Annotated in this window: 14 protein-coding genes; 8 read left to right on the forward strand and 6 right to left on the reverse strand. The window is 67.4% G+C overall.

Annotated elements, in window-relative coordinates; all coding sequences use genetic code 11:
• Positions 1–312 precede the first annotated feature (312 nt).
• The 3 genes from xseA to AB4Z27_RS18925 all read left to right on the forward strand — a co-directional run bounded on the left by xseA (position 313) and on the right by AB4Z27_RS18925 (position 3,307).
• Positions 313–1,707, forward strand: a complete 1,395-nt coding sequence (xseA, locus tag AB4Z27_RS18915) for an exodeoxyribonuclease VII large subunit (protein ID WP_441645017.1) — start codon at positions 313–315, stop codon at positions 1,705–1,707.
• A 170-nt stretch (positions 1,708–1,877) separates the two neighbouring features.
• On the forward strand, positions 1,878–2,456 hold the full coding sequence (locus tag AB4Z27_RS18920; protein WP_092298083.1) for a superoxide dismutase: 579 nt from the start codon (positions 1,878–1,880) through the stop codon (positions 2,454–2,456).
• Positions 2,457–2,632: 176 nt separating this feature from the next.
• Positions 2,633–3,307, forward strand: coding sequence for a response regulator transcription factor (locus AB4Z27_RS18925; protein ID WP_092298086.1), 675 nt, complete (start codon positions 2,633–2,635; stop codon positions 3,305–3,307).
• A 29-nt stretch (positions 3,308–3,336) separates the two neighbouring features.
• On the opposite strand, the gene AB4Z27_RS18930 is transcribed toward AB4Z27_RS18925, so the two are convergent.
• Entirely contained in the window at positions 3,337–3,693 is a 357-nt protein-coding gene (locus AB4Z27_RS18930) for a response regulator transcription factor (protein ID WP_369823513.1), read from the reverse strand.
• Between the two features lie 325 nt (positions 3,694–4,018).
• Here AB4Z27_RS18930 and AB4Z27_RS18935 point away from each other — a divergent pair, with 325 nt between their 5' ends.
• Together AB4Z27_RS18935 and AB4Z27_RS18940 are read left to right on the forward strand one after the other, a co-directional pair.
• A complete protein-coding gene (locus AB4Z27_RS18935) occupies positions 4,019–5,041 on the forward strand; it encodes a LysR family transcriptional regulator (RefSeq protein ID WP_092298092.1) in 1,023 nt (340 codons plus the stop codon).
• Between the two features lie 153 nt (positions 5,042–5,194).
• The gene (locus tag AB4Z27_RS18940) at positions 5,195–10,714 is read left to right on the forward strand and encodes a trifunctional serine/threonine-protein kinase/ATP-binding protein/sensor histidine kinase (protein ID WP_441645018.1); all 5,520 of its coding nucleotides are present in this window, start codon (positions 5,195–5,197) and stop codon (positions 10,712–10,714) included.
• A 78-nt stretch (positions 10,715–10,792) separates the two neighbouring features.
• On the opposite strand, the gene AB4Z27_RS18945 is transcribed toward AB4Z27_RS18940, so the two are convergent.
• The 4 genes from AB4Z27_RS18945 to AB4Z27_RS18960 all read right to left on the reverse strand — a co-directional run bounded on the left by AB4Z27_RS18945 (position 10,793) and on the right by AB4Z27_RS18960 (position 14,693).
• Positions 10,793–12,757, reverse strand: coding sequence for a di-heme oxidoreductase family protein (locus AB4Z27_RS18945; protein WP_218158048.1), 1,965 nt, complete (start codon positions 12,755–12,757; stop codon positions 10,793–10,795).
• A gap of 502 nt (positions 12,758–13,259) precedes the next feature.
• On the reverse strand, positions 13,260–13,931 hold the full coding sequence (locus tag AB4Z27_RS18950; RefSeq protein ID WP_092298101.1) for a DsbA family oxidoreductase: 672 nt from the start codon (positions 13,929–13,931) through the stop codon (positions 13,260–13,262).
• A 102-nt stretch (positions 13,932–14,033) separates the two neighbouring features.
• A complete protein-coding gene (locus AB4Z27_RS18955; RefSeq protein ID WP_092298104.1) occupies positions 14,034–14,318 on the reverse strand; it encodes a hypothetical protein in 285 nt (94 codons plus the stop codon).
• Positions 14,319–14,444: 126 nt separating this feature from the next.
• On the reverse strand, positions 14,445–14,693 hold the full coding sequence (locus tag AB4Z27_RS18960) for a hypothetical protein (protein ID WP_441591804.1): 249 nt from the start codon (positions 14,691–14,693) through the stop codon (positions 14,445–14,447).
• Positions 14,694–14,871: 178 nt separating this feature from the next.
• Here AB4Z27_RS18960 and AB4Z27_RS18965 point away from each other — a divergent pair, with 178 nt between their 5' ends.
• The 3 genes from AB4Z27_RS18965 to AB4Z27_RS18975 all read left to right on the forward strand — a co-directional run bounded on the left by AB4Z27_RS18965 (position 14,872) and on the right by AB4Z27_RS18975 (position 18,831).
• Positions 14,872–15,921 carry a transporter gene (locus AB4Z27_RS18965; RefSeq protein WP_441645019.1) on the forward strand — a complete coding sequence of 350 codons (1,050 nt, stop codon included), beginning with the start codon at positions 14,872–14,874 and terminating at the stop codon, positions 15,919–15,921.
• An 88-nt stretch (positions 15,922–16,009) separates the two neighbouring features.
• Positions 16,010–16,960, forward strand: coding sequence for a polyphosphate kinase 2 (ppk2, locus tag AB4Z27_RS18970; protein ID WP_092298110.1), 951 nt, complete (start codon positions 16,010–16,012; stop codon positions 16,958–16,960).
• Between the two features lie 146 nt (positions 16,961–17,106).
• Positions 17,107–18,831, forward strand: coding sequence for a M30 family zinc metallopeptidase (locus AB4Z27_RS18975; protein WP_441645020.1), 1,725 nt, complete (start codon positions 17,107–17,109; stop codon positions 18,829–18,831).
• 43 nt (positions 18,832–18,874) lie between these two features.
• On the opposite strand, the gene AB4Z27_RS18980 is transcribed toward AB4Z27_RS18975, so the two are convergent.
• On the reverse strand, positions 18,875–19,975 hold the full coding sequence (locus AB4Z27_RS18980; RefSeq protein WP_441591808.1) for a substrate-binding domain-containing protein: 1,101 nt from the start codon (positions 19,973–19,975) through the stop codon (positions 18,875–18,877).
• Positions 19,976–20,032 lie beyond the last annotated feature (57 nt).

Genomic DNA, 20,032 nt, shown 5'->3' on the forward strand with positions numbered 1-20,032 from the left:
CCGTTGCTGTAGCGCAAGCGCCGCGCATCGGCGGAAGTTCTCCACAGGCAAAACGCTTGACAAATCGATTATCCAGAACTTCTGTGGATAACTTTGTGAACAAGATGCGGCCGCTGGCCGTAAGTGGTTGACGCGTAAGGTTTTCTCTTACATTGCCTGTTTTTTGGTCCGACCCGATTCCTCATAAGAATCAAAGGGTTGTACGGATGGATGCGGCAATCCGAGCGATCGGCGCGGCCCGGGGTGTACCACTTGACACAGCGGGTATGCTGTGGACATGTCCATTCCACGCCGCCTGTGCGGCCGTGCGCCATGCCCGACTTTGAGAATGTTCCGCGCAACCTGCCGCCCGCGATGCCCGCCGTGTCCGCGCGGACCCGGGAGGTCATTCCCGTCAGTGAGCTGAACCATGCGATTGCCGGCGTGCTCGAGCGCAGCTTCCCGCTGGCCTGGGTGCGCGGAGAAATCTCGAACTTCACGCGCGCGGCGAGCGGTCACTGGTATTTCTCGCTCAAGGACGCCCGCGCGCAGATCCGCTGCGTGATGTTCCGGGGGCGCAACCAGCACGTGGATTTCGCCCCGCGCGAAGGCGAGGCGGTGGAAGTGCGCGCGCTGGTGTCGATGTACGAGGCGCGCGGCGAGCTGCAACTGGGTGTGGAGGCCATGCGCCGCGCCGGCATGGGCAATCTTTACGAGGCTTTCCTGCGCCTCAAGGAAAAACTTGCCCAGGCCGGTCTGTTCGCTCCCGAACGCAAACGACCAATTCCGAGCCACGCCCGCACGATTGGCGTGGTGACGTCGCTACAGGCGGCAGCGATGCGCGACGTGCTGACTACGCTCCAGCGGCGCGCGCCACATGTGCCGGTCATCGTCTATCCAGTGCCAGTGCAGGGCGCCGGCGCGGCCGAGAAGATCGCCGCCATGCTCGATATCGCCAGTGCGCGGCGCGAATGCGACGTGCTGATCCTGTGCCGGGGCGGCGGCAGCATCGAGGATCTCTGGTCGTTCAACGAGGAAGTGGTGGCGCACGCGATTGCGCGCAGCGCCGTGCCGGTGGTGTCCGGCGTGGGCCACGAGACCGATTTCACGATTGCCGATTTCGTCGCCGATGTGCGCGCCCCCACGCCCACGGGCGCGGCGGAACTGGTCAGCGCGGACCGCGCGCATCTGCTGCAGGCGGTTCGCCGCGCGCGCGATGCGCTGGCGCAAAGCCTGGACCGGCAGATGGAACGCCGCGCGCAGCACCTGGAATGGCTGGCGCGGCGGCTGCGCAGCCCGCAGGCGCAACTGCAGGAGCGGCGCGCGCGGGTCGACAATCTGGCCCGGCACTTGCGTGCAGCCCTGCGCGATACGGTGTCCGCGCAGCGCCACCGGCAGGACGTATTGGCGATGCGCTGGCGCGCGTGCCGCCCCGACGTGGCGGCCGCACAGGCCGATTTGGGCCGGCTGGCCGCGCGCCTGGACGCCGCCGCCGTGCGCCGCCACGAGCGCGAAAGCCAGCGGCTGGGCCGCGTGGCCGGCGCGCTGGAATTGCTGGCGCCGCAGCGCACGCTGGAACGCGGCTATGCGGTACTGCTGGATCAGCGTGGCAAGGCGCTGCGCTCGCCGGCCGAATTGCGCGCGGGCAGCGTGGTGGAGGCGCATATGGCCGATGGCGTGGCGGACCTGGAAATCGCCGGCGTGCAGGCCAAGCTGGCGGCGTTCTGAAGTCGTTCTGAAGTCGTTCTGGAGCCGTGATGGGACTGATTCTCAATCGACCCGACATTGTCTTCCGCGCAAACTAACATGAGTCCAGGGGGCATTCCGCCCGCGTTTGCGCGGGTCTGGCAAGTCACCTACAATCGGCAACTCCCCACCCCAAACCAAGAGACAGAACAATGGAACACAAGCTCCCCCCGCTCCCCTACGCGCATGATGCCCTGGCTCCGCACGTCTCCAAGGAGACCCTGGAGTTCCATCATGACAAGCACCACCAGACCTACGTCACGAACCTGAACAACCTGATCAAGGGTACCGAGTTCGAGAACGACACGCTGGAAGCCATCGTCAAGAAGTCGTCGGGCGGCATCTTCAACAACGCCGCCCAGGTGTGGAACCACACGTTCTACTGGGATTCGATGAAGCCCAACGGCGGCGGCCAGCCGACCGGCGCGCTGGCAGATGCCATCAACGCCAAGTGGGGCTCGTTCGACAAGTTCAAGGAAGAGTTCACCAAGACCGCCGTGGGCACGTTCGGCTCCGGCTGGGCCTGGCTGGTGAAGAAGACCGACGGTTCGCTGGACCTGGTCTCCACCTCCAACGCCGCCACGCCGCTGACCACCGACGCCAAGCCGCTGCTGACCTGCGACGTGTGGGAACACGCCTACTACATCGACTACCGCAATGCCCGTCCGAAGTACGTGGAGGCATTCTGGAACGTGGTGAACTGGGACTTCGCGTCGCAGAACTTCGCCTGAATCCAGGTTCCGCAAGCGTGACAAATTCGTCACGAAGGCGGTAGGGAAAGGCCCCGGAACGGGGCCTTTTTCGTGTCCGCGCCCGGCGGTGGTGCGGCAGCGCCTGCACATAGTAAATCACCTACAATAGCCACAATAGCGAAGGTGATCGACGCAGTAACCCCCCAGGAGGCGAGATGAGTTCGTGGTCGCAAACGACGTTGGCCAAAAGCCCGCAGGACAGCAAGGAGCGAGTGGTCTACGTGGTCGATGACGACGAGGCGGTCCGGCTCGCCCTGAGCGGCCTGCTGCGCTCCACCGGCCTGCGCGTGGAGACTTTCGAGTCGTCGCAGGAATTCCTGGCGTTTCCCAAGCATGATGCGCCGAGCTGCCTGATTCTCGATGTCCGCCTGCGCGGCGAGAGCGGCCTCGCGTTCCAGGAGCAGATTGCCAAGAGTGGCGTGCGCATGCCGATCGTGTTCATGACCGGTTATGGCGATATTGCGATGACGGTGAAGGCGATGAAGGCCGGCGCGGTCGATTTCTTCGCCAAGCCGTTCCGCGACCAGGACATGCTGGACGCAGTGGCCAACGCCCTGGCCCGTGACGGCGAGCGGCTGGCCGCCGAGCAGTCGGTGGCGGGTCTGCGCACGGCCTACGAATCGCTGACCCCGCGCGAGCGCGAGGTGCTGGTGTTCGTGGTGGCCGGCCTGATGAACAAGCAGATCGCCTATGAGATGGATCTCACGGAAGTCACCGTGAAGATTCACCGTGGCCGGGTCATGAAGAAGATGGCCGCGCGCTCGGTGGCCGATCTGGTCCGCAAGGCCGAGTCACTGGGCGTCCAGCCGCAGCCGCGCAAGCCGGCCTGAGCGGACGCCACCTTCCGGCATTCGTCGATCTACGATGGCAGGTCCAGCGCCACGCTGAGCCAGTGGGCGATGGCGTCCGGGTCSACCGGCTTGTCGAGCACGGCCAGCGCGCCGTTCTCGGCCGCGCGGGCCTTGAGGTCTGCGGTGGGGAACGCAGTGATGAAGATCGTCGGCGGCGTATAGCCGAGCGACAGGATGCGTTCATGCATCGCCACACCGGACATGCCGGGCATCATCACGTCGGAGATCAGGCAGGCGGTGACGGCGAGCAGGCCCGATTGCAGGAACTCCTCCGCCGAGGCAAACAGGCGTGTCTGCCTGCCGAACGAGCGCACCAGGCTCTCCGTCGCGAGGCGAACGGCCTCTTCATCGTCGACAATCGACACTATCTGATCAGAAGGCAAAAGACCGACCTCGACCCTTGGGGATGGATATGGCACGCGACAGGCGTGCACCTATCGCGTGAATGTGTAGACGTTTCCAGCGTAGCGCGCATGCCTGCGGCGGAGCATTATACAAACGTATTACGCGTCGCCTGGCGGCCCTCAGGTAATACCCCAGTATGACTTCGCGCATCCTAGGTAGGACCTCCCGCTACCCCTGTGCAGAATAGTTTTACGGCCCCCCGGCACGTAACCTTCTGTCATGGCCGGTGCGAAGTGCGCAGTGCACTCCGCAGACTGCCGGCACGCTTGATAGGGGGGCCATCAAATGCATCAGACGGTGTCATCTCAGTGTGGTTTTCGTGTGGGCACGCCCAATCGCGCCGACGCGCTGTCCAGCTGCTTCTCCACCAGCTACGCCGGCATCATCGCGTTCATGGCGGTGGCCACGGAGGGCAGCTTCGTGCGCGCCGGGGAGCGACTGGGCATCGGCCGTTCGGCGGTTTCCCGGAGTGTGCAGAAACTGGAAGAGCAGCTAAGTACCCGCCTGTTCCTCCGCACCACGCGTACCACGAACCTGACCCGCGAGGGCGAGCGCTTCTTCGAGAACTGCAACCTCGGCGTGACCCAGATCGTCGGCGCCATGAACGACATGCTGGACCTGCGCAACGGCCCGCCGCAGGGCATGCTGCGCGTCTGCTCCACCGTGGGCTTCGGCCGCAATGTGGTGGCGCCGCTGCTGCTCAAGTTCTCCGAGGCCTACCCGGACATCTCGGTGGAACTGCTGCTCGATGACCGGCCCGCCAATTTCGCCGCCGATCAGGTCGACGTGGCGTTCCGCGACGGCTATATCGACGACTCCAGCATCATCGCCAAACAGCTCATTCCGATGCAGATGGTGGTCTGCGCCGCGCCGGCCTATGTCCAGAAGCGGGGCCTGCCAGCCACGCTGGACGAACTGGGCGAGCACGACTGCATCAACCAGCGCTTCACCAGCGGGCGGGTGGCCGAGTGGGAATTCAAGGTGGACGGCCAGCTGCGCAAGGTGCTGCCGACTGCCCGGCTGACCTTCAACGACGCCGACCTCGTGCTCCAGGCCGTGCGCGATGGCCGGGGCATCGCCCAGATGCCGGCGCACCAGGTGAAGGACTACCTCGCGCGCGGGGAACTGGTCATGGCCCTGCGCCAGCATGTGCCGAGCGACCGCGGCCACTACATCAGCTACCTGTGCCGCCAGCACCTGCCCACGCGCATCCGGGCGTTCGTCGATTTCATGACCGACCAGATCCGCGCGCTCGACCTGCTTCAGGTGGCCGAAAGCGAAGCCGTGCCGGAGCGGATGGCGGCCTGAAGAAAAAGCGCCGRATGAGGCATATTAGGCGACTGCCGGCCCTGCTCCCCAACATATGCCCACTGACCTTGCTGTGCCCGATCACGCACGTTTCATGGCGGCGCGTTCGCCTTGGTATATGCTGACGCAGATCAATATCGGGTCTCGGCACCAATGGGTAACAGATTGCACGTCCTGTGGGACGACGGCGAACGCGTGTTCTGCCGAGACCGGCTTCCGGGCGAGGGCGACGGCCATGCCGTGCTGCTGGCACGCCCGGCCGCGGAACACCCTTTGCCCGCCACGCTCGACCGCCTCGTGCACGAGTTCGGCCTCCGGGACGAACTGGACGACGCCTGGGCCCTGCGCCCGCTGGAGTTGTCGCGCGACGGCGGACGAACCGTGCTGATGCTCGACGATCCGGGCGGCGAGCCGCTCTCGACGATGCTGGGCACGCCGATGGAAGCCGGCACCTTCCTGCGCCACGCCACCAGCATCGCGCTGGCGCTCTGCAAGCTGCACCAGCGCGGCCTGGTCCACAAGGATCTCAAGCCCTCCCATATCCTCGTGAACTGCGCCGACGGCCAGGCCCGGCTGACCGGCTTCGGCCTCGCCTCGCGCCTGCCGCGCGAGCGCCAGGCCCCGGAGCCGCCCGAGACCATCGCTGGCACGCTGGCCTATATGGCGCCCGAGCAGACCGGGCGGATGAACCGGTCGATCGACTCGCGCTGCGACCTCTACGCCTTCGGCATCACCCTCTACGAAATGCTGACCGGCGCGCTGCCGTTCGCGGCGACGGATGCCATGGAGTGGGTGCACTGCCATATCGCCCGGATGCCGCAGTCGCCCCGGCTGCGCGTGGACACCGTGCCGGCCGCGCTGTCCCGCATCGTCATGAAGCTGCTCGCCAAGACGGCCGAGGAGCGCTACCAGACCGCCGCCGGGGTCGAGCACGACCTGCGGCGCTGCCTGGAAGACTGGGAGCGCCAGCGCCGCATCGAGGATTTTCCGCTCGACGAACACGGCACGCGCGACCGCCTGATGATCCCCGAGAAGCTGTACGGGCGCGAGCATGAGGTCGATACCATGCTCTCGGCCTTCTCGCGCATCATCCGGACGAGCACGCCGGAACTGGTACTGGTGTCCGGTTACTCGGGCATCGGCAAGTCCTCGGTGGTCAACGAGTTGCACCGGGTGCTGGTGCCGCCGCGCGGGCTGTTCGCCGCCGGCAAGTTCGACCAGTACAAGCGCGATATCCCGTACTCGACGCTGGTGCAGGCGTTCCAGAGCCTGGTCCGCACGCTGCTCGGCAAGCCCGATGCCGAACTGGCGCGCTGGCGCGGCGCACTGCTGGAGGCGCTGGAGTCCAACGCGCGGCTGGTGACGGACCTGATTCCCGAGCTGAAGCTGATCATCGGCGAGCCGGAACCGGTGCCGGACATGGAGCCGCAGCAGGCCCAGCAACGCTTCCTGCTGGTGTTCCGGCGCTTTATCGGCGTGTTTGCCCAGCCGGAGCATCCGCTGGCGCTGTTTCTCGATGACCTCCAGTGGCTGGACGCCGCCACGCTCGACCTGATCGAGGACGTGCTGGTCCGCTCCGACCTGCGCCACCTGATGCTGGTGGGCGCCTACCGGGACAACGAGGTCGATGCCACCCATCCGCTGACCGGCAAGCTGCTGGCCATCCGCAATGCCGGGGTCAAGGTCGAGGACATCAAGCTGGCGCCGCTGAGCCGCGCCCACATCGAGCAGCTGTTTGCCGATTCGCTCCATTGCGAGCGGGCGCGCATCGCCCCGCTGGCAGAGCTGGTGGAGGACAAGACCGCCGGCAACCCGTTCTTCGTGATCCAGTTCCTGCAGGCACTGGTCGAGGAGAACCTGCTGACGTTCGACCATGACGCGCGGCAGTGGACCTGGGACCCCGACCGCATCCACGCCAAGGGCTACACCGACAACGTGGTGGACCTGATGGTCGGCAAGCTGGCCCGCTTGCCGGCCGAGACCCAGCAGGCGTTGCAGCAACTGGCCTGCCTCGGCAACGTGGCCGAGATGACGACCTTGACCACCGTGCTGGGCGTGCCGGAGGCGCAGGTCCACGCGGCGCTGTGGGAGGCCTTCCGCCAGGAACTGGTCGAACGCGCCGACGGCGCCTATGCCTTCGCGCATGACCGCGTGCACGAGGCCGCCTACCTGCTGACGCCGGAAGCGTCGCGCCCCGCCGCCCACCTGCGCGTGGGCCGGATGCTGGCGGCGCAGACGCCGCCGGAGATGCTCGACGAGGCCATCTTCGAAATCGCCGGCCAGCTCAATCGCGGCGCGGCGCTGATCACCGAGCCGGCCGAACGCGAGCGTCTGGCGGAACTGAACCTGATGGCCGGGCAGCGCGCCAAGGCCTCCACGGCCTATGCCTCGGCGCTGGCTTACCTGAGCACCGGCGCGGAGCTGCTGGGCGACGGGGGCTGGGCGAATCGGCATGCGCTGCGCTTCGCGCTGGAGCAGCACCGGGTGGAATGCGAGTTCCTGACTGGCCAGCTGGATATCGCGGACGCGCGCCTGGGCGCGCTGACGGCGCGCGCCACCACCACAGTCGAGAAGGCCCTGATCGCCTGCCTCCAGATGGACATCTGCCTCGTGCTCGACCAGAGCGACCGCGCGGTGGCGGTGTGCCTGGAGTACCTGCGGCAGGTCGGCATCGAATGGACGCCCCACCCGGACGACGACGCGGTCCGACGCGAGTACGACGAGATCTGGACCCACCTCGGGGACCGCGCCATCGAGGACCTGATCGACCTGCCGCTGATGGACGACGCGGCGTCGCTGGGCACCGTGGAGGCGCTGAGCAAGCTGTTCGCGCCGGCCGTGCAGACCGATGCCAACCTGGCCGGCCTGACCATCTGCAAGGCAGTCAGCCTCAGCATCGAGCGGGGTAACTGCGATGCGTCCTGCGTGCTCTACGCCAATGTCGGSCGGGTGGCCGGGCGGCGTTTTGGCGACTATCAGGCCGGCTTCCGCTTCGGCCAGCTGGGCTGCGAACTGGTGGACCGGCGCGGCCTCACGCGCTTCGAGGCCAAGACCTTCCTCTGTTTCTCGATCTTCGTCATGCGCTGGCTGCGGCCGGTGCGCGAGTGCGAGCCGATGCTGCGCCGCGCGTTTGCGGCGGCGAACCGGATCGGCGACCTGCCGTACGGCGCCTTCGCGGGCAACGCCCGCAACTCGGACATGCTGTTCGCGGGCGAGCCGCTGGCCGAGGTGCAGGCGGAGGCCGAGCGCGGGCTGGCCTACGCCGAAAAGGTGCGCTTCGGGCTGGTGACCGACTTTATCGGCACGCAACTGGCGCTGGTGCGGATGCTGCGCGGCCTGACGCCGGTCTTCGGCAGCCTGGACGGCGATCCATTCGACGAGGCGCGCGTCGAACAGCATCTGGCGGCCAGCCCGGACCTTGTGTTGGCCGAGTGCTGGTACTGGACCCGGAAGCTCCAGTCGCGCTACCTGTGCGGCGACTACGTCACCGCCATGGCCGCGGCSGCGCGTGCGCAGGTGCTGCTCTCGACCTCGTCCTCGTTCTTCGAGGAGGCGGAATACCACTTCTACGCCGCGCTGGCCGAGGCCGCCACCTGTGACAGCGCGCCGGCCGACGGCCGCCAGCCGCATCTTGACGCGCTGGCCGCACATCACGGGCAGCTCGCGCACTGGGCCGAGCACTGCCCGGAGAACTTCGCGGACCGCGCGACGCTGGTCGGCGCCGAGATCGCCCGGCTTGAAGGCCGTCTGGTGGACGCCGAGCATGGCTACGAGCGGGCCATCGACGCGGCGCAGGCGAGCGGATTCGTGCACATCGAGGCGCTTGCCAACGAACTGGCCGCGCGCTTCTACGCGGCGCGCGGGCTGGAGAGGATCGCCCGGATCTACCTGCATGACGCGCGCTATGGCTACCTGCGCTGGGGCGCCGACGGCAAGGTGCGGCAGCTCGAGGCCGAGTATCCGTATCTGCGCACCGAAGATCCCGCGCCGGGCCCGACGACCACTATCGCCACGCCGGTGGAGCATCTCGACCTGGCGACGGTTCTCAAGGTGTCTCAGGCCGCCTCGGGCGACATCGTGCTGGAAAACCTGATCGACATGGTCATGCGCACGGCCATCGAGCAGGCCGGCGCCGAACGCGGCCTGCTGGTGCTGTCCGGCGCGGGTGCGCACCGGGTGGCGGCGGAAGCCACCACTGGCACGGACGCGCCCCAGCTCCAGTTGCGCGACGTCCCGGTCAGCGCGGAAATGCTGCCCGAGTCGCTGCTGTTCCACGTGCTGCGCACGCGGGAGAGCGTGGTGCTGGACGATGCGTCGGCCGACTCGCCGTTCGCCACCGACCCCTATGTGCGCCAGCATCGCGCCCGCTCGATCCTGTGCCTGCCGCTGATGAACCAGGCCCGGCTGACCGGCGCGCTSTATCTGGAGAACAATCTCACCGCGCGCGCGTTCAGTCCGACGCGGATCGCGGTGCTGAAGCTGGTGGCGTCGCAGGCCGCCATCTCGCTGGAGAACGCCCGGCTGTACCGCGACGTGGCCGAGCGGGAGGCCAAGATCCGGCGSCTGGTGGAGGCCAATATCATCGGCATCATCGTCTGGAACGTGGCCGGCGAGGTGCTGGAAGCCAATGACGCCTTCCTGCGCATGGTGGGCTACGCGCGCGAGGATCTGATCTCCGGCCGGGTGCGCTGGCGCGACCTGACCCCGCCGGAGATCCGCGCGGAGAGCGAGCTGGCGCTGGCCGAGAGCGAGCGCTCCGGGCACGCCACGCCGTTCGAGAAGGAATACATCCGCAAGGATGGCACGCGGGTGCCGGTCATCGTCGGCCTGGCCTCGTTCGGCGACGGCCGGCAGGAGGGCGTGGCGTTCGTGCTCGACCTGACCGAGCGCAAGCAGGCCGAGGAGCGCGTGCGCGAGGGCGAGCGGCGCTACCGCGAGGTGCAGACCGARCTGGCGCACGCCAACCGGGTRGCGACCATGGGGCAGCTGGCGGCRTCGATCGCGCACGAGGTGAACCAGCCGATTGCGGCGACGGTGACCAACGCGCAGGCCGCGCTGCGCTGGCTGGGGGSCCGGCCGCCCAATGTCGACGAGGTGGGGGAGGCGCTGACCCGCATCGTCAAGGACGCCAACCGGGCGGGCGATGTGCTCGGGCGCATCCGCCAGTTGATCAAGAAATCGCCGCCCCGCAAGGAGCCGGTCGACATGAACGCGGCGATCCGCGAGGTGGTGGAGCTGACCCGTGGCGAAGCCGCCAAGGGCCTTGCCACGGTGGAGACGGCGCTGGCGGACGGCTTGCCGCACATCGAGGGAGATCGTGTCGAACTGCAACARGTGCTGCTCAACCTGATCGTCAATGCGCTGGAGGCGATGGRCGGCGTCAGCGATGGCGGCCGGCACCTGGTGATCCGCACCGCGCCCGCCGAGGACGGCTGCGTGAGCGTGGCCGTGTGCGACTCGGGGCCCGGTTTCGGCGCCGACAGCGCCGACAGCGCCGACAGCGTCGAGCGCGTGTTCGCCCCGTTCTACACCACCAAGGAAACCGGGCTGGGGATGGGGTTGTCGATCTGCCGGTCGATCATCGACGGACACGGCGGCCGGCTCTGGGCCAGCCCCAACACCCCGCGCGGGGCGGTGGTCCAGTTCACGGTGCCGGCGCGGCAGACGGATTAGCCAGACTGGCTTGGAGGAAAGCAAAAACCGGGGCACAAGGCCCCGGTTTTCTTTTCAACGCTTGGTACTACATCGACATCACAGCGACTGCAGGAACGCGACCACCGCGTCGCGGTCGGCCTTGGGCAGCGCTTCGAACTGCGTGCGGCTGCTGTCGGCCTCGCCGCCGTGCCAGAGGATGGCTTCCAGCATCGAGCGCGCGCGGCCGTCGTGCAGCAGGCGCACGTTCGCGTCGCCGCCCTGTACGAAGCGCAGCGAGCCAACGCCCCACAGCGGCGCGGTACGCCACAGGTTCGGCGCGGCGTTGGCTTCCCGCAGCGAGTCGGCCAGGTTCGGGCCCATGTCGTGCAGCAGCAGGTCCGAGTACGGGTGGATGGTCTGGTTGCGCAGCTCGGCGAACGGGTGCGTGTTGCCGGTCTTCATCGTCGCCGTGTGGCAGGCCACGCAGCGGACCTGGTTGAACAGCGCGGCGCCGCGTGCGATCAGGGGCGGGTCCACGTCATGCTCGGGCGACACGCGGATGCCGTCCGGGAAGCCGCTGCGCAGGCTGCGCTGGGCCGGCACGCCGATCAGCGACAGGTAGTGCGTGAGCCGTTGCAGTTCGCCCTCGGAGACCGAGGTGGCCGCCGAGGTGGTGCGGCAGTCCGGCGCGCCGCGCTGGCAGCCGCGCGTCGGGAACGTCGGCGAGGTCACGCCCATGTCCTTGATCAGCGCATCGCCCACCTGATGGCGCAGGCTGGCCTTCGACGCCTTCCAGCCAAAGCGGCCGAGGTGCGTCTTGCCGGTTTCCGGATCGACGATCCAGTTCGGGATGCCGCGCACGCCGTCGCCGTTGGCGTCGTTCGGGTCGGCCTGGGCCAGGATGGTGGCCTCGGGCAGCGCCTCGATCAGGCCCATGCCGATCACCTGCGGCGCCTGGCGCGCGGAGAACTGCGCGGGCGTGGGGCCCTTGAAGGCGAACACCGGCTTCACCAGTTCCACGCGCTCGCCGTCAGGCAGCGTGCGCACGGTCTTGTCGAGCGCCTGGAGCGTGACGTCGAACGGCGTCGCCGTCGGGTCCTGGGCGTGCTGCTGCACGTTGTAGCCGTAGGCCGGGTCGGCGCGGCCATCGGCGCCGTTGGTCAGCATCGACATGGTGTCGAGCTTCGCCCCGATGCCGGCGGCCACGCTGCGGCCGTTGTTGGTATGGCACTCGATACAGCGCGGCTGGTTGTAGCGCGGGCCGAGCTGGCCGATGTGGGCCGTGAAGACCGGGTTGTCGGCGTCGTGCTCCGAGTGCTTGCCGTCGAGGAACGAGGTGTGGAACAGCCGGCGGCCTTCCACGAAACGCTGCGTGTTGACGATGCCGATGTTGTTCGCCATCTGCTGGAACACGCGCATCGGCTCCTCGGAGTAGTTGTACGAGATGCTGGCCTGGCCGCCGAGCAGCGTCTCTTCGGGCAGCGGTTCCGAGTCGAGGTTCGGGGCGATGCCGTACCACGGGCGCATGCCCACGCCCACCACGTAGAGCTGCTCGAACGAGTAGTAGCGGCTGCCGCCGCCGTCCACCACCGGGTCGCGCTTGAGGCGCGGCGCCGGCGCCAGTTCGACCTTGTCGCCGATCTTGAGCGGGCTGTGCGGATCGGTCCGCCAGTTCGAGTCGAAGGACATCATGCAGTCCTCCTTCGGCTGGCCCTCGCTACAGATCGGCAGGCCGCCCTGTTTCGGATTGTTGAAGCCGTAGTTCAGCGACCAGCCGTAGTCGCGCACGGTGGTGTCCAGGATATTGCGGAACAGGCTGAACGTGGTGCCGTCGAAGATGCCCTGGTTGACGCGCAGGTACACGTCCACGCGCGAGATGCCGGCCGGCACGTGGTCGTGGATTTCCAGGCCGAAGGTGCGGTTCTGGAAGTAGAAGGTCGGGAAGGTCAGGTAGCGGCCCGGGCCCGCATCGGGGGCGTCCCACGCCTCGCCGCGCTCGCGCGCGTGGCGCTCGGTCGGGCGCGAGCCCATCATCGTGACCAGCGTGCCGTCGGCTTCACGGTACTGGATCTGCTCGTTCATCGGCGTGCCTGCCGGGAACAGCGGCGTGTACCCGAGGGTGTCGCCGGCTGGCGTACTCGCGGGCGGYGCGCTGTCACCGCCGCCGCCGCAGGCGGCCAGCAGCAGGGTGGCGGCAACACAGACCGATAGGGCGGCGGATAGGCTCGTTAGGCGCGATAGGCGAGACGTGGCGAGATGCCCGTCGCGCCCCGGCCGAGGGCGTGATGTAAGGACCTGCATGGTTTGACCCCTTCGTTTTTGTTGAACAGCTTCCCGTTACTGCCGGCGGTCACTCTTCGGTGCCGCTCGTATTTGTCGCTGGGTTCATGACAGGTACATGACAAATGTCATGTATCGACATGGCCCGGCGCCCTGGTCGCATGATGCATGCGCAGGGCTGCCCCTACTTAATGGGGGTGAAAGTTAGCAAATGTGAACGGGAAAGTGTGGGCGACGTAGAGGGGTGTCGCGTTGGCGTCACACCGCCAACGCGATAAGCGTGTACCTAAAGAGGACAGGGAGATCAGGCGGAGGCCGCTTCGCCGCGCTCGGCAAGGATTTGCCGGATGGCCTGCTCGAATGCCTCGGGCGCCTGGCCGCCCGTGACGAGGTAGCGGTTGTCGAAAATAATCGACGGCACGGACGTGATACCCATGGCCTGGGACTGCTGCTCCTCGGCGCGGACTTCCTCGACAAAGTCGTCGCTGTCCAACACGGCGCGTGCCGCGGCGACGTCGAGCCCGGCCGACTGTGCCGCTTCCACCAGCACGGCGTGGCTGCTCGGGTCCTTGCCCTCGCCGTGATAGGCGCGCAGCAGGGCTTCCTTCAGCGCCAGCTGCTTGGCCGGCGCCTGCTGGCCCGCCCATTCGAGCAGGCGATGGGCGTCGAAGGTGTTGTAGACCCACTCGCGCGGGCCGAAGGTGAAGCCCACCTCGGCGCCGCGCGCGCGGATCATCGTCTGGGTCTCGGCGATCTGCGCTGGCGTGCGGCCGTACTTCTTGCTGATGTAGCCGACGATGTCCTCGCCCTCGGGCCCCATCTGCGGGTTCAGTTCGAACGGATGGACGACGATCTCGGCCGCCACGGCGTCGCCCAGGCGGGAGAGTGCGACCTGGAGCGAGGACAGGCCGATCGCGCACCAGGGGCAGGCGATGTCGGAAACGAAGTCGATGCGGAGGGGTTGGGCTTGGGTCATGGCAATCCTGTTCGGCGCGCAAAAAAGCGATGACCGACAGGGTAGCCCGATTCGCCGCCCCTTGCAGGCGGCGGGTGTGACGGCGTAAGGGGGAGGGAAGGGCTAGAGCCCTGAGATTGACTGCCCGGGCACTTGCCCGTCGATGATTTCAGTGCCGGCCTGTACCGCCGCGCGGCGTGCGCCGCCGAGGCTGTCCCACTGGCGGGCGAGCATCGGGAAGACCCGGACCAGGGCCGATACCGGATCGGTCCCTTCACGGCAGATCACCACGGAGGCACTGTAGGTGCGGTCCGGGCGGCGTTCGTACCATTCGTGCGTCGCGGCATGTGTGTAGACCAGCGGGTAGATGTCGTACCCTTTGTAGCTGGCGCTCGGTGATGTGTCCATGGCCGCCTCCGGGAAAGTGGATGGGCCCACTGTACGCGCAATTCCACACCAAAACAGGCGCGCCCCGGGTTTATTTCACGTGGCTTTCCGAAAGATGCCCCGGGCGCGCTTTATGGCTGCCGGGCCTCACCCACGCGGCGATTCCTCGGCGATATTGAACTGCGCCTGCAGCGCGCGGATCTTCGGCGCCAGCGCCTCGCTGCAGGCCGCGCCGCTCTCGCCTTCCATCTTCGAGACGCTCCAGTTGCAGCCGTCGCCATCGGGCGCATTCCAGCAGACGTCGCCGAAGCAGCATCCCTTGCAGGCCGGGAGCTTTTCCTGCTCGGCGCGGATCATCGCGCGGACTTCGGCCTTGTTCTTGATCTGTCTCGACATGTCCCCTCCTGGTGGGCGTCGGGCGCCCGGTTTTGTGGTGATGGGTTAGTTATAGTGCATTCGGCGCGTTCGGATTCGCGCGGGATGGGGGGTCTGTCACCGACTTTTCACGCTGTTGTGCTAGCGTCGCGCGCTGGCGCACATCGTGTCGATCATCGACGAAGGGACAGGGGGTTTCATGCAATCCGGCATTGTCGAATCCGGCTATGGTTCCGATCCGGTGGGGCTCGTCAACGGGTTCCTGTTCGAGCCGGGGCAGCCGCCGCGCGAGATTCCATCCGCCGAGGCAGTAGCCTGGTTGCAGCGCCAGGATGCGGCGGACGCCGATCCGTCCCAGGCGCGTCCCCATGACGGGCCGTTCCTGTGGCTGCATTTCAACCTGTCGCACAGCGCCTGCGAGCGCTGGATGAAGGCCCACCTCGGCCTGCCCGACGATTTCTTCGAGGCGCTGCGGCAGGGGTCGCACTCCACGCGCATCGAGCGCCAGGAAGACGCGCTGCTGGCCGTGGTCAACGACGTGATCTACAACTTCGGGGTGACCTCGACCGACATCTCCACCCTCTGGGCCAACGCCGACCACCGCCTGCTGGTGACCGCCCGGGCACGCCCGCTGCGCTCCGTGGACAAGCTGCGCGCCGCCGTGCGMCGGGGCGAGGACTTCCGCTCGCCGCTGGATCTCGTCGTGCACCTGTTGCGCGATCAGGCCGATGTKCTGGTACAGATCGTGCGTGAAACCGGGGTCAGCGTGGACCAGATCGAGGACCGCCTGCTGTCCCAGCGGCTGCAGGGCAACCGTGCCGACCTGGGCGCCGTGCGGCGCGGGCTGGTGCGGCTGCAGCGCCTGCTGGCGCCCGAGCCCGGCGCGCTGTTTCGGCTGCTGAACCGCCCGCCGGCGTGGCTGCGCGAGGCCGACCTGCAGGCGCTGCGCGAGTCGACCGAGGAATTCTCGCTCGTGCTCGACGACCTCGCCGCGCTGGTGGAGCGGATTAAGCTGCTGCAGGAAGAAATCGCCGCCAAGCTCAACGAGCAGACCAACCGCACGCTGTTCACGCTGACGCTGGTGACCGTGCTGGCGCTGCCGATCAACATCGTGGCCGGCTTCTTCGGCATGAACGTGGGCGGCATTCCGCTGGCCGACCACCCGCACGGCTTCTGGGTGCTGGTGGCGGTGGTGGGCAGCTTCTCGGTGCTGGCCGGGCGATGGGCGTTCCGGAAGCAGGCGGAGTGACCCGCACCACGCAAATTCATGCAATTGCCATGGGTCAGGCGTACGATATTTCGCCATAGCCGATGCAGGACATGACGGAGGATTTGCCATGGATTACAACGACGAAGCGCTGATCCGGCGCATCCACCGCGAGGTGGCGGACTACTACGACGAGGAACTGGAACTGGAGCTCGAGGACCGGGATCCTTCGGTGATCCAGAGCCTGCTGGCGCGCGAATCGGGCGGGCCTGGCGATACTTCGGACGTGCCCGACAGCGACGCTGAGCGCGCGGAACGTCACATGTACTTCCGCGAACTGTTCCGCCTGCAGGGCGAACTGGTGAAGCTCCAGAGCTGGGTGGTGGCCACCGGTCACAAGGTGGTGATCCTGTTCGAGGGCCGCGACGCCGCCGGCAAGGGCGGGGTGATCAAGCGCATCACGCAGCGGTTGAACCCGCGCGTGTGCCGGGTGGCCGCGCTGCCGGCGCCCAACGACCGCGAGCGCACGCAGTGGTATTTCCAGCGCTATGTGTCGCACCTGCCGGCCGCCGGCGAGATGGTGCTGTTCGACCGCAGCTGGTACAACCGCGCCGGCGTGGAGCGCGTGATGGGCTTCTGTACCGACGACCAGTACGAGGAGTTCTTCCGCTCGGTGCCGGAGTTCGAGCGCATGCTSGTGCGCTCGGGCATCCAGGTCGTCAAGTACTGGTTCTCGATCTCGGACGAGGAGCAGCACCTGCGCTTCCTGAGCCGCATCCACGATCCGCTCAAGCAGTGGAAGCTGAGCCCGATGGACCTGGAGTCCCGCCGCCGCTGGGAAGACTACACCCGGGCCAAGGAGACCATGCTCGAGCGCACCCAYATTCCGGAGGCGCCGTGGTGGATCGTGCAGGCCGTGGACAAGAAGCGCGCGCGGCTGAACTGCATCCGCCACCTGCTGACGCAGATGCCGTACGTGGAGCCGTCGCAGCCGGTCATCGTGCTGCCCGAGCGCGAGCGCCATGCCGACTACACGCGCCAGCCGGTGCCGGACTCGATGATCGTGCCGGAGGTCTACTGATCCGCCAGATCTGACCCCAAAGCAGCAAAATCGACAGAACGCGACAAATTCTGACAAATCCCTAAAGCACGGGTGACGCCCGCCGTTAAGACAGGACGCGCCCCGGCACCCTGCCGGGGGCTCACCTATTTCTTGGGAGTGTCCTGATGCGTCGCCTTGCAGTGCGTGGTTCTGATCTGTCCCTGTTTTCGCGCGGCCTCCCCGCGCTGACCGTCCTGGCGGCGCTTGCGCTCACCGCCTGCGGCGGCGGCGGTGACAATGCCGCCACTACCACCACGACGCAGCAGCAGGCCGGCGACACCAACACGCCCGTAGTCCCGACGCAGCCGCTGCTGGTGACCGGCCTCGACCAGGCCTGCAGCGGCGTCCAATGCAGCGCCGCCACCAGCGCCACCTTCTCGGGCGCGGGCACCGGCATCTGGGGCCACACCAACGCCGGCGGCACCTCCGAAGACGTGCAGTTTTCGATCTCGGGCCTGCTCGGCACCTCGATCTCGCTGCTGCTGACCAACGTGAAGGACACCCTGGCGCTGATGCCGGCCGGGCTCTCCGCCAGCATGCTCGATGCCACCACGGTGACCCGCCTGTCGCCCCAGGCCCTGACCGCTGACGCCGAGGCCGAAGCCCGCCGCCGCGAGATCGCCGAATTCAACCGCACCGGCTGGGCCGAGAAGGTTGCCGCCGCGCAACCGCTGCGCCAGACGCTGGGCGTGCCGGCGCCACATGCCGTCGCCGTGCCGGGCGTGGGTTCGACGAAGTCCTGGTACCACACCGACGGCTCCACGCGCCCGGCCACGCTGCGCAAGCAGATGACCGCCACCGACGGCACCCTCGTCAACGTCTGGGTGGAAGACTCCCAGTACAACGTCGTCAACGGCATCGACTCGACCATCGTCGACGACCTGGGCGCCGCCTTCGCCGGCACGGGCAAGATCTATGACCTGCTGACGGGCATCGGCGGCGCGGTCTGGGGCGCAAACACGCATCCGGACACCGTGCTGCCCGCCGGCCAGCCGATCGACATCGTCATCCTGAATTTCGACGGCAACGGCGCCCCGGGCGGCACCGTGGGCTACTTCTGGGGCCTGCACAACCTGCTGAAGACCGCGGATTCGCGCAGCAACGAGTCGATTTCGCTGTACCTGGACAGCGAGACGCTGGCCCTGGGCGGCGCCACCGGCATGAAGGCGATGAAGATGACCATGGCGCACGAAGGGACGCACATGCAGAACTTCTACCGCCGCGCCGTGAAGATGGGCACCGCCTACGCCTACGACGACTGGCTCGAGGAAATGACGGCGATGCAGATGGAGGACTTCCTCAGCTACAGCATCGACCCGACCTACAACGCGATCCGCGATGTGCGCTTCCCGGACTTCTACCGCTACAGCGGCTTCAACTGCCCGCTGCTGACCTTCACGGGCGGCGGCACGTGCGAGAGCTACTCGGTCTCCGGCAGCTTCGGCGGCTTCCTGGACCGCCAGCTCGGGCTGCCCTTCTATAAGGATCTGCTGACGCGCCAGGTGGTGGGCTCCAAGACGGTGCTCGACCAGGCGATCCAGGCGGCCCAGCCGGGCCTGTCCTTCAACCTGGCGCTGACGCGCTGGGCGGCGACCAACGGCAGCGGCATGCCGGCGGACAAGGCGCCGACCGGCTACGGCTATCCGCGCTGGACCGACGGCACCTTCGAGCTGCCGGAGATCGACCCGGCCTCCACCGCCAATGCCGCGCTGCGCAAGCTGCCGGCGTCGGTGCCGACCTTCCTGCAGGGCCTCGGCACGCTGCCGCTGAAGCGCACGGCCACCAATGGCGTCTACAGCGACAAGGTGCGCCTGCCGGCCGGCGTGACGCTGTCCGTCGTGGCCTACTGATCGGTCCTGCCGGGTCCGATCGCTTCCCGGCATCCCCTATGACTTATAGCGGGATGCCCGGGAACGCCTCTTCGAAGGTCAGCACGGTTCCCGTCAGCGCGCCGTCGTAGCCCGGCAGCGCGTTGACGCGTTCTCGGTAGGCCGCGCTGCGCATGGCCGACACCGCGCCAGCCAGCGCCGGACTGTGCAGCGCCGCCTTTCCGATCGCAAAGAAATAGCGCTCCTTGAGCACGGGCACGAATTCGAGCCCGAAGCGGCGCGCTGCCGTCTCCACGCCGAAGCCCACATCGGCCATGCCGCTGCCGATATAGGCCGCCACCGCCGCGTGCGTGAACTCCCCATTGCTGAAGCCCTCGATCCGGTTCGGGTCGATACCGCGCCGCGCCAGCATCAGYTCCAGCAGCAGCCGCGTGCCCGAGCCGACCTGCCGGTTCACGAATCGCACGTCCGGCCGGACCAGGTCTTCCAGCGTTTCCACGCCAAGCGGGTTGCCGGGCCGCACAAAGAGACCCTGGGAGCGCACGGCGAGATGGATCAGGCAATGCGTCTCGGGCCGCAGCCAGGCGGCGAAGCGGTGCAGGGTATCCTGTTCGAGTGCTCCAATCGGCACATGAAAGCCGGCCACGTCGCACGCACCCTCGGCCAGCGCCGCCGCGGCTTCCAGGCTGCCGCAGTACTTCAGGTCGTGCCGCACCTTCTGTTCGTCGAGATAGTCGCGCAGCGCCGCCACCGCGAAACCGTGGCTGGCGTAGAGCCGCACGGCCGGGTCGGTGGCATCCATCAGCTTCTTCAGTTCGATTTCCAGTTCGGACGCCAGGCTGTCCAGCGTGGGCGAGAGCCGCGCCGCGATGCGCTTGCTGGCCCACACCAACTGCTGGGCCATCGGCGTCAGGGTGGATCCCCGTCCACGTGTCTTGGCGATCAGGGCGCCGCCGAACAGCGTTTCGGCGTCGCGCAGGATGCCCCAGGCGTAGCGGTAAGACAACGACACGGCCTCGGCCGACTGGGCGATGTTGCCGGTGGCCTCGATATGGCCAAGCAGGGCCACCAGCCGTGACACATCAAGGCTGGGCGCGGCCCGCGCGGCATCGGGGGCGGCGTCGTCGCGGATCTGGAGATGGGGCTCGATCGAGATACGTAGCATATGCAGAAAATAGCATATTGAACGCCAGAAATCACGGGCTTATAGTCGCGAAAAGGC

The organism is Cupriavidus sp. KB_39, from assembly GCF_052114485.1.
GTDB lineage: Bacteria > Pseudomonadota > Gammaproteobacteria > Burkholderiales > Burkholderiaceae > Cupriavidus.